We start from the raw sequence: 13782 nt of genomic DNA on the forward strand, positions 1-13782 counted from the left end.
TTAGTTTTTATTCGGCGCCATAACGCTGACGGATGGTGTTAGCAGTGATGTTTCTTTCGACTACTTTCCCATTGCGAATGACGATATTATCTGGTATAGTATTAAGACCAAAGGTTTTGAGTAGTGGTGTATTCAGTAGTTTTCCATCACAAACATTGGAAAACTCAATCCCATCACGCTCTAAAGTCTGCTTTACTTCCTTAGGATTGGCATCTACACAAATACCCAAAGCAGCTATCTTTCCTGCTTTCACGGCATCACTCAGCGCACGTTGGACATCAAGACTCTCGTAACTCCATGCTGCCCATGTGCTGATAATAACGACATCTTTTCCTTGAAAAGTCGCGTTATTAACCGTCTTTCCATTGACATCTTTAGCTGAGAACTTAGGCAACTTACTACCGATTGGCAGTGAACCTAACTCAGATAGATGTCGTTGAAGACGACCTAAAGTGGCATTATCGGGCTGTTCTTTTATCAATAAAGGTAAAAGCTTTGCAGCCTGCTTATAGTCAGGAGACTCTGTTTGAACAAGATAACGATTAAGTAAATATGCACTCACAGCAGACTCTGGATGGTCCTTGATAAATGCGATTGCATACTTCAACTCCTCTGGAGGAGAGACACTTGCTATCTGTTTACGGAACTTAGTCATGAGTTCATTATCCTCCGTGCCCTCTACCTCCATCTCTTTCAAGTGGGAAGCATCCGCTTTTACCTCAACCGCTTCGCCCGATTCGGCAAAGATTGGTTGTGTAGAATAATTAGGGAAGATGATAATTAACGTAGAAGGTTTGCTACAAGGCTTCTCATAAGAGAAACGACCCGCCTCAATCTTGATGGTATCCAAACCCGCAATACCACCATCGGGACTATACACATAAAGCTCACCTTGATTCATATGCAAGAAGCGTCCTTCCATCTTGAAGTAACCGCTACGAGTACCACAAGAAATTAACAGCAGGGAGAACAAAAGAATGTATGCTATTCGCTTCATGCGCATAGGATTTAAGAAGAAGTGCCGCGAGCGGGACTCGAACCCGCACAGCCATTACTGGCCAAGGGATTTTAAGTCCCTCGTGTCTACCAATTCCACCATTGCGGCAAACCGTTTGCAAAGATAAGGCTAAATCTTCGAACTGGCAAAGGTTTTGCAAGTTTTTTTATTTATTAGTCTTATTACGCCTATTGAACCAACTATTCCAATCAGGCTAATTACCTTAATTTACGCCCAAAACTCCATACGGGTCCGTACTGCTTGCACGATAGCGTATCAGTTTCTTACCACTATCACCCGAAACAATGTTTCCGCCAGTGTTAAGGTTATACTTACGATGACAGTTATTACAAGTACCAAAGCCATCACTACTTATCTTCAACTCATAAGAACGCAGTGGAAGCGTATTCGTATTGAAGCAATTAGGACATTGCAAGTCGTAAGCATAGAAAGGAGAAGGGTTGTCCAAGTTGCCATAACCAACAATAAGTCCATTGTTCAAACCCACATGTTTCCAGCTCTCCAACCTAAGATCAATCCCATCAAACCACACAGGAGCATTTGATTTCAGTCCTTGATTGTTCTCAAAGAAGAAACAATAACGACCACTGACAACGTTAGTTCTTATCGTACAATACACGCCTGGCGATAAAGGATTCATCGCTGAGGCAAGGATGGGGTCTTGATGTGTCTCGTTGTGAAAGGTAAAAAAGTTACGATGACTACTATACTCATAGTCAACTACATCACCACAAGATGACAATAGCACTACAAGCATTAACAAAACAGACTGAACAACCTTCTTCATACCTTACTCCTTTATCTATACAAAAACCATCACGTCCTCCTCCTTAGGAAGGAGGTAAACGTCTTATTCGAACGGAATCATTGCCAAAGCATCGGCAATCTTCTCAATACCTTCCTGTAAAGGCTTTGACACCATACCCTTTGCAAAGAAAGGAATATCGGCATCTATCGTGAGTTTCATCTTTGAAGAAGACTCTGTAACAGGCAGTATCTGAATCCAGAAATTAAAGGATAATGGCGAATTAGCACTTTCAAACTTAATCGTCTTAGGCTCTTCACGCTCAATAATACGCATAGAAATCTGACCAACAGGGTCAACATTCACAGACAAGGAGTCCTGATCAAAGGTAATATTCTGCAATCTTTCTTTCACCTTATCCATCTCATCATTACCCGTAGAACCTTCTGGGAGACGTTCCTTCAGACGCTGTACATTATTCAAGTCGCTCAGCGTGTTGTATACACACTGCTGAGAATGAGGAATTTGCTTTACGCTACTTTCAAATTTTGTCATTGATAATCTTTATTGGGGAGTTTAAGAGAAAAGAACTGGAAGAAAGCTGAACAGCTTGGAATAGAAGTTTATAACTACCTATAGGGACGCACGAAGAATGCGTCCTCTACATAAAATTATATTCAATCAATCCCTAAGAAAGAAAGGTCTTTACTTCCAGCGGAATGATTAGAGATTACTTTCTCCAGTTTGCTGGGTCCTTACGCCAATCATGCAACATAGAAACCTCAGACTCCTTGATATAACCAGTCTCAAGGGCTTTCTCTACAACATGCTCATAATCGGTGAGGGTAACAAGTTTTACATTAGCCTCACGGAATGCCTCCTCAGCAACTGGGAAACCATAAGTGTAAGATGCGACCATACCCACAACCTCAAAACCAGCCTCACGAAGTGCAGCAACAGCTTTCAAAGAAGAGCCACCAGTTGAGATAAGGTCTTCTACTACGACAACCTTAGAACCTGCAGGGAGTTCACCTTCAATCTGATTCTTCATACCATGGTCCTTTGGTTTCGGACGAACGTATGCGTATGGCAATGCCAACTCATCAGCAACGAGCATACCCTGTGCGATAGCACCCGTAGCAACACCAGCCACTGCCGTAGCCTCAGGGAAGTTCTCAAGGATAGCATGAACCAACTCGAGCTTCACAAACGAACGTACATCGTGAAACGATAACGTCTTGCGGTTATCACAATAGAATGGTGACTTCCAACCACTTGCCCATGTAAATGGGTCATTAGGTTGCAACTTAATAGCTTTAATTCCGAGCAGTTTGCCTGCAAAGACTTTCTTTAAATCTTCCATCTTGATAGTTTATGGTTATATACTAACTGCAAACTTACACAATTTTTCTGATATCTAAGGATAAAAAGACTATAAAAGAAGATAATGATAACAGATACTCTTCGTATCTACTACAAACTGTCTTTCATTCGGTTTTATCTCTGTCTCGCTTCCTTACAACTTTACGCATCAACTTACTCGACAATATTCTACACTCGTACTGCTCCTCTACACTATTGCTATCACGCAAAAACACAACGAAAGAAGAAGAAGAAAAGAAGACAAAATGAGAATACGCAAACACACAAACAACGCTTCTCCTCTATGTTATATCTTATATGTAAACCAACATCACCTACTTATAAATAGCATTCACCCGACGCTTCAAGTGATGTTTCAACCATCCCTTATCCCCTTTAAGCCTGTCTCCCCATGAAAGAGAAACCTATTCTACTCCATTTATCAACCTTTCCACATGTTGCATAGCGACAACTACTCAACATTTCGGAAGAATCAATAATCTTATGAAAAATCATTACAAAACATCGAAGTAAACATCTTTAAGACAGGGGTAAAACATCTCCAATAGCCAACTTTATAGCCCACTACAAATCAACCCATTACACATAGTACTAAAGAAGACGCCCTTCTTTCATCAAGAAGGGCGTCTTTAACACGCAAGAAGGGCATGTTCTTGAACGCAGAAGGGCATCTTCTCACATCCTACTTGAGCTTTCCTCGAAAGGAGAAGAGAGTAATAACTGAAATATACTGACAATTTCAGTTTGCATATTTATCATCCCCTTACAAAGAAGGAGACGATAGATTAATCATTATCAATTGGTAGGATGAAGTAACCATAGTGGAGATAATTATCCTTCAAGAGCCACATAAGTCCCCATACCTGCGTATCGGACACTTTGATAATCTCGACATTTACCCCCTCATACGTGGTTGATTCGCCCCAATAATCAGTCTTGACACCAACCTTACCTTCTGCCTTCATACCAACAGTAAGGTCGCCAGTGAACCAGCATTTAAGGTAAAGATAATCACTATAGTTCCACTCAGCAATCCTTTTACCACCTTCTTGACCAATTCTCATACTACCATACTGACGTGATCTGCCGTCGTCAAAGACCATGATTGGCTCAGTAGAAGCCATGATTGAAGCCTTCTCCTCCTCTGTGAAAGGAATATCGGTTGTGGTAACCGTCACCTTCACCGTCTTGGTAAGCCCCATCTTGTCCTTGATAGTAACCATTGCCGTACCATTGCTAACGCCTCTGATGGTTATTATACTATCAACAATAGAGTGCACTTCAGCAATGTCCTCATGATCACTGACAGCCTCATAGCCACCATTACCACCCGTAACTGTAACCACAGCAGTGCCATCGGTGTGTCCAACCTTCATGCTCACATTAACTTCCTCCTTATCAAGAAGAATCTTCTTGTACATTGCCTTCACGATTAAACGCTTATAGTTGCCCGCTGCATCAGAAACAACAACACCCGTATAACCATGTTTAACAGCAGAGATAGTAATCGCATTGCCTTGAATAGACAGTGTTGCAATATCTGGATTCTCGCAGAAAGCTTTGTAATCACCACCTCCTGCCGTCACATTAAACGTAGTTGTCTCACCTACTCCCACACTCACAGTATCGGTATCAAACGTAAGTGCCGTCTCAACCTTTGGTTCAGGCTTTGTCTTCGGAGTATCTTCATCGCTGCTACATGCTGTGAAGCCAAGCAGAAGAACAGCCGCCATTAGGGCTGAATAGATATATTTCAGTTTCATTGTATCGTTGTTTAAGTATGTTACCAATCTTTTGCATAACTACCCGTCAGTACGGTTTCTTCTCCATAGAAGGCACGTGTGATATTGTTCAGACGTGTCACATAGCCATTCCGTGGGGTCAAACCGAATACCATAGTCCCTCCGTAACCATCTGTCTTGATAGAGCGTGCAGTATTAAGAGAGATGATACGGCCTTGTCCAAACTCTGACGAACCTTGTATCATCCCCTTAGGTGACAAGTCTTCATAATAAGGAGAAAGGTCACCATAGCGTCCGTAATCCTGTAGAGCATAGTCGATATACTCGCCTGGCTTATGCCCATCAATGGTTGTCAAGCTACTTGTACGCCCATAGACATAAACCTCAACGAGTTTGTCTGGCATGATGCGCTTACATTCATAGCATAAGCGAGACGCTGCTTCAACTGATGGTGTGACAAAGCCAGGATAACTTCCGTAACTTGAATACTCGTCATCAAAGAAGACACCATCGAGGTTGTAAGCCTCAACAACAGCTTTCAACTCCTGTGCAAACTTAATAGCACCCTCCTTAGAGAGGTTGGCAACGCCTGAGCGATCGTGGTTTCCAAGAATACCAAGAATGACTTTCATCCCTTTTTCCTGCAAAGGTTTCAAGTACTTCTCCTTGTAGTCGAGCAGATGTTGTACGTTCTCATTATTATAGTTATACACTTCTCCTATCTCAGCATTGTAGTTAATGTTACCAGAGAAGAGGATAACCTGATCGAAAACATACTTCTTTGATTCCTTTAATGTGTAACACAGGTTGTGAAGTGGGTTCGCATCATTCACCTCCATACAGCTGATTACCTGCAAGCCATTGTCTTTATGACAATTAGGCATCTTACTGATATCACGCACGAAGAGTATGAACTCGCCCTTTTCCTTTGAGGTTTGACTTGCACCCTTCACCTTCAAAGGAATTGCATATACGCCATTCTCCTTCAGCTCTGGGGCCGTAGAGTACTTAACAGCCACCTTAGAAGACTTTGTTGTACCAGCTGCTACGGTAGCTGTACCACCGATAGTAACGAGTGCTTCAGGCATAGCTTCGATAGCAGTACCCTTCGCTTTATTATAGTCTTCAAGAACTTTAGCATCATAGACCAATGTGTAATCTTCATTTGCCTTAGGTGCTTGCGTAAGGTTGACATAGAAGTCTATAGTCCCATTCTCATTGAAAATGAGAGAGTCAACATTGCTACATCCATACTTGTCTGTGATGAAAGCAAGGTTATTCTCCAATGTTTTATAACCGCCTTCGTCAACAAGAGGCACGTCAATACTCTCTGAACAGGATAGAGCTAAAGCCATACCAACTATCGAAAGAGCGATGGTTTTTATTTTATTCATATTCATAAATATCATTTGATTAAGCGTTTAACAGATTATTTCTCTGGTAATGAAACATTATGCCATGATAATGGTTTGTTTGCTTTGGCGTCATTACCATTGCCCGTAGCATCCTTCACAATGTTAGGACTCGCATTATCATCCATCTTCCAATAGCCCACAAGGCCTGGTGTCTTAGGGTCGACACTATAGAAGTGAGTGGCTATCTCCTCCTGTGTACGAACCACATTCCACACACGAACTTCGGCCATATCACCTTCAAACCAGCGTGCATCATCATAAGACTTACCGATGAGGAACATGCGATCAGCCGAGTTACCCTTAATGGTTACAGACCTAAGACGAAGCGTACCCTGCGACTGCAAGATGCCATTTACATACACCTTCACCTCACGTGTATCAGCATTAAAGGTCATGGCCACATGCTGCCAGCGCTTTGTCTGCAGTCCCTTATTAGAGTCATAGTCAGGGAAATTACCCGCACCAGTGGCTATCTGTATCTGATTGTCAGGGAAGCCCGCATCGCCAATACGCATAAGGAAATTGCCCTCAATGCCCATTATGGTAGAAATAAGCTTACCGAACTCACGTGGATAGATAAGTGCTTCCATCGTTATCTGCTTCATATCGGTGACAAGCTCTGGTGTCTTCCACTCTACTTGAAGATAGTTCCTACTCATATCAGCGACAACGTTGATGAGTGCACCAGCCCGGAATACGAAGTAATAATTCTTAGCAGACTGCAACAACTCTATATCATTGCACTCAACCGTCACTGGAAGGACATAGGTAGTAGAGCGGTCAAGACCGCCGAGCTTAGAGAATTCAAACTGAGCAGCGTTGCTCTTCACACTTCCCTGATTGATTTTCACATCACCTACAAGGATACTGTAGCAGCTATCTGGCAGTAGAACAGCCTTGTTATAATAAGCTTTATTATAAGTATCGACCATCTGAGGGGCTGTCTTAAAAGTCGCATTCAAGTCCTTTTCAGCAGGACGAGAGGTGGAGAGTGTCAACGATTTTACCATACTACCAGCACCTTTTATGATAGTCTCTGTCGTAAATGTCTTACCATCAATGAATGCCTTATTCTTAAAGTCGGCCTCATCATTATTCTGACAAGCTACTATCAACCAAGTAGCCAACAGGATTGGAATATATTTAAATAGCTTCTTCATGTCCTTTACTCTTTAACGGTTGGATTAATAGTTGAGATTACTTTGCGCAAATTCGGATAGGTGAATGAGGCGTTATAATAATCAACATTCGCATTCAACAAGCCCATTCCAGCACATGTATAGCCTGTGTGGTCTGCAGCAACAAACTTAGCAATACCGTGCATAGCCAATGTCTTGCCCCAATAACCCGTCTTCGTGTCGGTCTGGTCAATAGACTTATTATTGGCCATTATGATGAACTTGTCGGTTGGAACACCCTCTACAGCAGCCTTCCGAATCAAATAGTCGACACCAGAGACAGACTTCTCATCCTGTGAAGGAATGATGAGGTAGCGTGCTTGTTCAAGTAGGCTCTTGTCTGCGACATGCTGTGGACGACCCATCATAATCAGCTCTTTGTTCGGATGACGTGCCTTCCAGTCTTTTGAAATACCCAAGAAGACATTTTCTAAAGCGATAGCTTCAGCCTTCTCTTGGTCGTTCAGATAGCTTGTGAGCTTCGCATTAAATCCCATGATGACACCATCATAGTTATACTTGTCCACAAGATGGAGCTGTGTATTCACTGAATCAACGAGGAAACCATTGAAGTCACGGAATTTCTTACCCGCATTCTCGCTCTTTGCCATGAACGCTTTCTTCTGTGCTTCGTAGGCTGCTTTGATGTCATCGCAGCTTATTTGGAACACAACCTTCATGCTCTTTTGATTTCTTACTTCGTCTGTCTCTTGCAACAACTGCTCAGTCATCATGCTTGGCTGTGTCAGTACGACATAGTCTACACTGTCAGGGATAGCGTTAATGTGCTGTGCCTGCGTGAATGGGACAACCTGACTATTATCAAACCATACCATCATCATTTTGTGATTACTTGCCTTGTAAGCTCGAATACTTGCAAGATAGCGCTGGTAGAGTTCAGGGCTCTGATGCTCAATACCAGGTTGATTGATATCAACAGGCTCAACGTCTGTATCGCAGCTTGACATAAGCAACGCTACTGCACAGACTGTTGAATATGCTATATACTTAATGATATTTTTCATCTTTATACTTTTTTATTAAACAGTTGAATAGGTTACATATCTATGATATGCCCTATCTTCATCCTTGTTAATTAGCCATTCATTACTTTGCCCACCACACATCTGTAGCCATGTTATCAGCTCCACCAAGCATGCCAACAGCTGCATTGTAGTTTTCAAGGTTGTTACGACGCTCTTCCTGTGGGTAAGATAGACGACGAGCACCACGCTCACTACTTACGACACCACCGCTATTATTCACCTTCACTGACATCAGCATTGGGTAACCTGTGCGACGATAGTCTGCCCAAGCCTCCAAACCAAGTGGGAACATAGCCAACCACTTCTGGGTAATAATACGTTCTAACTTGTGGTCGGGTGTGTCATTATCATCCCAAGCAACAGTGATTGTCGATACAGGACCAGTATATGTATTGAGTCCTGCAGGGTCTGTATAGACTGCAGGGGTACGGGTATTGTCAGACAGATAAGCCGCTGCTCCCTTTACACCCCACTGCTCGAAGGACAATTCAACACCTTTCTTATAGAAATCACTGGCCGTACCTCCCATGTTCCAGTTCCTCAATGCACCCTCAGCACGTAGGAAAGCAACCTCTGCAGCATTCATCCACAAGAGCTTTGAATCAGTCTTTACCTTATAATTACTGTATGCATGAGCAACCTCTGCGCCAGGAATCTGAATACCTGAACGCAATCCATAATAGCCATTAGTAGCGTTTTCTAAAGTCGACTGAGTGAACATAGCCTCTCTACGAGGGTCGTTATAACCATTCATATAAGTGGTTATATCCGCTCCAACACGTGAGTCACCACCATTATACTCATACATAACCACCTCAAAAGGATTAGTGTTCGACAAAGTTATAAAGGCATTGTCATCATTGGAGATCATCACACCAACTGCGTTACTAATTGATGCTTCAGCCTCTTGCTTAGCTAATGCTGGATTGGCTTTCGATATACGAACTGCTAAACGAAGACGCAGAGAATTACCAAACTTAATCCACTTTTCTACATTACCAGCATAGACCTTATCTGCCTTAGGTGAGAAGTTTAATGTCCGATTGTCTGTAAGTGTAGCAATGGCTTCGTCCAACTGCTTGAACATTAACTTGTAGACATCCTCTTGAGAATCGTATGGAGCAGTAATCTCACCGTTCTGCCCCACCTTAGAGTAAGGTATCGGACCATACGCATCAGTAACACGATGGATACCAGCAACCTTTACTATCTGTGCTACTGCTAATGGGACAGGCTCGTCCGTAGCGCTCTTCACTTCATTGAAATAGATAGAAAGCTTTGGTAGGAAATCTCTGAAGAGAACACGACTCCAGCCATTCTCAGGACTATACTGTGCAAAGTTCTTACCAGCAAAACCCGCATTTGAATCAGAAAGATAGCCACCATACGAACCTCCACACAGACACTCTGTGAACTGATTAGTATTGACATCCGTTGGAACAACCCAACTCTGCAAATTTATCATAGCTGCTCCCAAAGAATAGGCATCACGTTCTGTCTCCTTCTTCGATACACCATAGGGGTCTTGATTATAGTCTTCATAGCTATTGGTACAGCCTGCCAAGCTCATCGCCAAGCCTACCGATACCGTTGACAATATGATATTTCTTATTTGTTTCATAACGTTTAATTAGAATTTAAGTTTGATATTGAAACCAATAGTTCTCGTACTTGGTGTCATGAACTTATCTATACCCTGATAGTAGTTGCTTGTTGTTGCTGTTGTCTCAGGGTCAAAAGGAGCCTTACAATAGAACATAAATAGATTACGACCTGTCACTGAAAGTGTCAAATCACCCAATCCAAAGAAGTGATTCTTCTTGAAAGTGTAGCTAAGACTTGCCTCCTGTAAGCGTACATTGGTTGCACTATAAGTATAGTACTGTGGGATTCCATCGCTACCTCCTACTGTTGAGTACCATGATTCAGGTGTGAGATAATCATTACCATTCACTTCAACATATCCCTTATCACGTGCCTTTGCACTTGACTCAGACACACCATAAAGGTCGAGCGCTGCTTGGGTCGCTGAATAAACAATACCACCAAAACGTGCACTTACCATTACGCTAAGATTAAAACCCTTGTAAGAGAAATCATTGCGCCATGCCATATTCGCTTTAGGGAATACTGAACCCAACTTCACATCACCAACATTATTGTTACGATAAACCTTTCCGTCTTTGTCTACATAGATATATCCTTTATCATCACGCTTAACATCAGTCAATGAATAAAGGTCACCTAAGGTACCACCCTCCTTGAGGATGAAGTGCGCATTACCTAATCCTCCTACATCGAGGCGGTCTTTATTGATAATAGCCCCAGTCTCTGGATGCACGTAATTACGAACTAACTCATTAATACGGTTACGGTTAGAGCTTAAAGTATAATTACTTGACCATCCGAAGCCACCCCAATTATTGCTATAACCTAAGGCCAACTCAAGTCCATTGTTTGACACATTACCAGTCTGGATATAAAGGGCTGAGTAACCAGATGACACAGAGATATCAGGATTAAACGTCTGATTGAATGTCTTAGTCCAATAGAGTGTAGCATCCAAGTTGAAGTGTTTAAAGAAACGAGCTTGTAAACCAACCTCCCAAGAGTTAGTTGTTTCTGGCTTCAAGTCATAGATTGGATAGATTGTCTGGCTCTTCCACTGCTTTGTTGTATTGTCCCATTCATACTTAGGGTTCGCTATGTTGCGAAGGAATGGAATACCTACAGATGCGAAAGAACCACGAACTTTCAGATAGTTAATAGCCTTTGGCATCTTAACAGACTCTGAGATAATCCATGACCCACCCACTGAAGGGTAGAAGAAAGAACTCTTATTGGAATGAGGACCTGCCAACATAGATGGCCAGTCATTACGTCCTGTAACAGTAAGATACAGTTGACTCTTCCATCCAAGCTCCAAACTACCAAGAAGAGACTTTGTCTGCTCATGATAACCATAAGGGAGACGCTTCTCACGGGCTGCATCTACCTGGTATTCATTGAATACGTTAGGAATAAGATTGTCTGCTATAGGACCATCAAGACCGGTCTGATCCTGCTTAATATCAGAGATTGACGCACCAACGTTAGCCACCAATGACAACTTGTTCTGCATGAAATGCTTGTTAACATTAAGCATTATATCACCATACACCTGCTTATCATCAGTCTTCATCTTGGCATACTGGCCATTAGCACCAGCTATTGTCGTGTTCGTACTGGCAAAGTATTTCTTCTCAAAAGTATTCGTTGCATTATCGATACGGATACGCCCTACGACATTCAACCAGTCTGTCACCTTATAAGTAAGTCCTGCATTCATCATATAGCGGTACTTCTTATTAACACGCAGATTACGGTCGTTAATCCAATAAGGGTTCTGACCAACAAACTCACTGAGCAAGTTATTCCAATTCTGAGTATATATACCACGTGTTGTATCGTAGTATTCAAACATCGCCATATCATTGTAGTCATTGCCACGTGGATAGAGATAAGCTGATACTAATGGGTTAGCATACACACCTTGGTTGGTCATGTTGCGGTCATTCTGTATGATATAACTTGCGCCAACATCCAAAAGCAGCTTGTCTCCCAGCATACTGGAAGTGTTACGGAAGGTAAAATTATAACGATTGTAACGGTTATTAGGAATAATACCACCCGAGTTCAGTGCACTGGCAGAGAAATAACTCTGATTCTTTTCAGAACCTGTTGAGATGGTGAAAGCCTCCGTCGTCATAACACCTGTCTTGAGATAATCCTTTGCTGGGTCATATCCCATATAGTTAGCATCATTCAGAAGACGCCCCCAACTATAACTATCGCCACCTGCATCACGCATACTACTACCCGTACCATAACGGTTCTGGAACTCTGGAAGACGGAAAGCAGAAGAGAACTCAGTACTCTGACTGACGGTAAACTCCGTATGTCCCTTCTTTCCCTTCTTTGTTGTGATAACGATAGCACCATTAGAAGCACGGTTACCATATAACGCTGCGGCTGCAGCACCCGTCAAGACAGACATGCTCTCGATGTCTTCTGGATTGATATCGGCAATAGCCTCCGTCGTACCATTAGAGCCGAAAATAGCATCACCGGTCCCACCAAGGTTGAACATTGGTACTCCGTCAATAACATACAAGACATTACTTGACTGCTCGATACTACGTGTTCCACGCATCACAACCTTCGATGCGCCACCAGCACCAGACGAACTAGCATTGATATTCACACCAGCTACCTTACCACTGAGCGAATTGATAAAGTTAGCATCTTTGTTGGTTCCCAACGCATCACCGCTCACCTGCTGCACATTATAGCTCAAAGCCTTTTGTTCGCGTTTAATACCAAGAGCCGTGACAACGACTTCGTTCAACTCTTTCGCATTTGCCATAGACAGACTGATGTAGTAGTTATCAGCCTTACCGATACGTACCGCCTTGGTAGTGTAGCCTATGTAGGAGACTTCAAGTTCATCACCTTCTACAGCCATCAGCGTAAACCGACCATCAATATCAGTCACTGCACCTCCTTGGGTACCCTTCAGACGAATGGTTGCACCGATTACAGGCTCTCCATTCTCATCCTTTACAACTCCGACAACTTTCTTCTTCTCGCCATCATTCACCGTCTTTTGAACAGCTTTTGTTGACGAGACAGAAACAACATCTCCATTCGTTTGTCTCAATTTAGCCACGACATCATCTAATGTTACGCCTCTCTTATTCGCCGCAACATCATGAGCTTGCATGTTTAGATTCAGACATAACAGGAATGCGGTCAGGTAAAGACCATTACTCTTGTTACTCATTTCTGATTTAGTGTTTAAAGGTTAATATTTCAATTATCAATATCCTTCTGTCCCACAAGTACTTTTCTACTTAAGAGCAGTTTATTGTTTAGATTTTTACTTATATACAAATGTACTGCAGAAGCATCCTTTTTGTGTATGTTTCCAAGTCACCTTTAGTTCTTAAACATTAATTTGATTAAAGTAAATTGCAGTTTATCAGACTAATAGAGACCCTATTATTAGATTTTAGTTAGATGTCAAAGTCGCTCTTTCTATTACCCAATAAAGGTTCCATCTGATAACTTTTTCATAACATTAAGGTTCTTGCTTCGCATTGGTTAAGACTTTTGTTTAGGTTATACTCTTATGTATTTGTTCGTAGACAATCATAAAGTAAATTGATTTTAGTTATTTTTTGCTATTTGGTATGCACCTACAAAAGTAAGAAAAA

The 13782-nt window shown here is 42.1% G+C and carries 10 protein-coding genes and 1 tRNA gene; all 11 read right to left on the reverse strand.

Going from position 1 to position 13782, the window contains the following annotated elements; translation table 11 throughout:
- Nucleotides 1-7 precede the first annotated feature (7 nt).
- Entirely contained in the window at nucleotides 8-1003 is a 996-nt protein-coding gene (locus HMPREF0659_RS06445; protein WP_044045921.1) for a TlpA disulfide reductase family protein, read from the reverse strand.
- 16 nt (nucleotides 1004-1019) lie between these two features.
- A tRNA-Leu gene (locus HMPREF0659_RS06450) sits at nucleotides 1020-1105 on the reverse strand.
- Nucleotides 1106-1220: 115 nt separating this feature from the next.
- Entirely contained in the window at nucleotides 1221-1805 is a 585-nt protein-coding gene (locus HMPREF0659_RS06455; RefSeq protein ID WP_013264002.1) for a hypothetical protein, read from the reverse strand.
- 63 nt (nucleotides 1806-1868) lie between these two features.
- The gene (locus HMPREF0659_RS06460) at nucleotides 1869-2318 is read right to left on the reverse strand and encodes a polyketide cyclase (protein WP_013264171.1); all 450 of its coding nucleotides are present in this window, start codon (nucleotides 2316-2318) and stop codon (nucleotides 1869-1871) included.
- A 175-nt stretch (nucleotides 2319-2493) separates the two neighbouring features.
- The gene (gene pyrE, locus HMPREF0659_RS06465) at nucleotides 2494-3126 is read right to left on the reverse strand and encodes an orotate phosphoribosyltransferase (protein ID WP_004360983.1); all 633 of its coding nucleotides are present in this window, start codon (nucleotides 3124-3126) and stop codon (nucleotides 2494-2496) included.
- Between the two features lie 805 nt (nucleotides 3127-3931).
- Complete coding sequence (locus HMPREF0659_RS06470) at nucleotides 3932-4909, reverse strand: hypothetical protein (protein WP_013264065.1); 978 nt, start codon at nucleotides 4907-4909, stop codon at nucleotides 3932-3934.
- Nucleotides 4910-4929: 20 nt separating this feature from the next.
- Complete coding sequence (locus tag HMPREF0659_RS06475) at nucleotides 4930-6288, reverse strand: BT_3987 domain-containing protein (protein ID WP_013264708.1); 1359 nt, start codon at nucleotides 6286-6288, stop codon at nucleotides 4930-4932.
- 29 nt (nucleotides 6289-6317) lie between these two features.
- Nucleotides 6318-7463: a DUF1735 and LamG domain-containing protein gene (locus HMPREF0659_RS06480; RefSeq protein ID WP_013264345.1), complete on the reverse strand. Its 1146-nt coding sequence runs from the start codon at nucleotides 7461-7463 to the stop codon at nucleotides 6318-6320.
- A gap of 5 nt (nucleotides 7464-7468) precedes the next feature.
- Entirely contained in the window at nucleotides 7469-8506 is a 1038-nt protein-coding gene (locus HMPREF0659_RS06485) for a glycoside hydrolase family 18 (protein ID WP_013265009.1), read from the reverse strand.
- Between the two features lie 82 nt (nucleotides 8507-8588).
- On the reverse strand, nucleotides 8589-10148 hold the full coding sequence (locus HMPREF0659_RS06490) for a RagB/SusD family nutrient uptake outer membrane protein (RefSeq protein WP_044045923.1): 1560 nt from the start codon (nucleotides 10146-10148) through the stop codon (nucleotides 8589-8591).
- Between the two features lie 9 nt (nucleotides 10149-10157).
- Nucleotides 10158-13349, reverse strand: a complete 3192-nt coding sequence (locus tag HMPREF0659_RS06495) for a SusC/RagA family TonB-linked outer membrane protein (RefSeq protein ID WP_013264903.1) — start codon at nucleotides 13347-13349, stop codon at nucleotides 10158-10160.
- Nucleotides 13350-13782: the final 433 nt, after the last annotated feature.

Origin of the sequence: Prevotella melaninogenica ATCC 25845 (genome assembly GCF_000144405.1) — a bacterium.
Classification (GTDB): Bacteria; Bacteroidota; Bacteroidia; order Bacteroidales; family Bacteroidaceae; genus Prevotella; species Prevotella melaninogenica.

Coding starts and splice junctions, on each gene's coding strand:
- HMPREF0659_RS06480 (WP_013264345.1), bottom strand. CDS start 7,463: ATGAAGAAGCTATTTAAATATATTCCAATCCTGTTGGCTACTTGGTTG.
- HMPREF0659_RS06475 (WP_013264708.1), bottom strand. CDS start 6,288: ATGAATATGAATAAAATAAAAACCATCGCTCTTTCGATAGTTGGTATG.
- HMPREF0659_RS06470 (WP_013264065.1), bottom strand. CDS start 4,909: ATGAAACTGAAATATATCTATTCAGCCCTAATGGCGGCTGTTCTTCTG.
- HMPREF0659_RS06455 (WP_013264002.1), bottom strand. CDS start 1,805: ATGAAGAAGGTTGTTCAGTCTGTTTTGTTAATGCTTGTAGTGCTATTG.
- pyrE (WP_004360983.1), bottom strand. CDS start 3,126: ATGGAAGATTTAAAGAAAGTCTTTGCAGGCAAACTGCTCGGAATTAAA.
- HMPREF0659_RS06445 (WP_044045921.1), bottom strand. CDS start 1,003: ATGCGCATGAAGCGAATAGCATACATTCTTTTGTTCTCCCTGCTGTTA.
- HMPREF0659_RS06460 (WP_013264171.1), bottom strand. CDS start 2,318: ATGACAAAATTTGAAAGTAGCGTAAAGCAAATTCCTCATTCTCAGCAG.
- HMPREF0659_RS06485 (WP_013265009.1), bottom strand. CDS start 8,506: ATGAAAAATATCATTAAGTATATAGCATATTCAACAGTCTGTGCAGTA.
- HMPREF0659_RS06490 (WP_044045923.1), bottom strand. CDS start 10,148: ATGAAACAAATAAGAAATATCATATTGTCAACGGTATCGGTAGGCTTG.
- HMPREF0659_RS06495 (WP_013264903.1), bottom strand. CDS start 13,349: ATGAGTAACAAGAGTAATGGTCTTTACCTGACCGCATTCCTGTTATGT.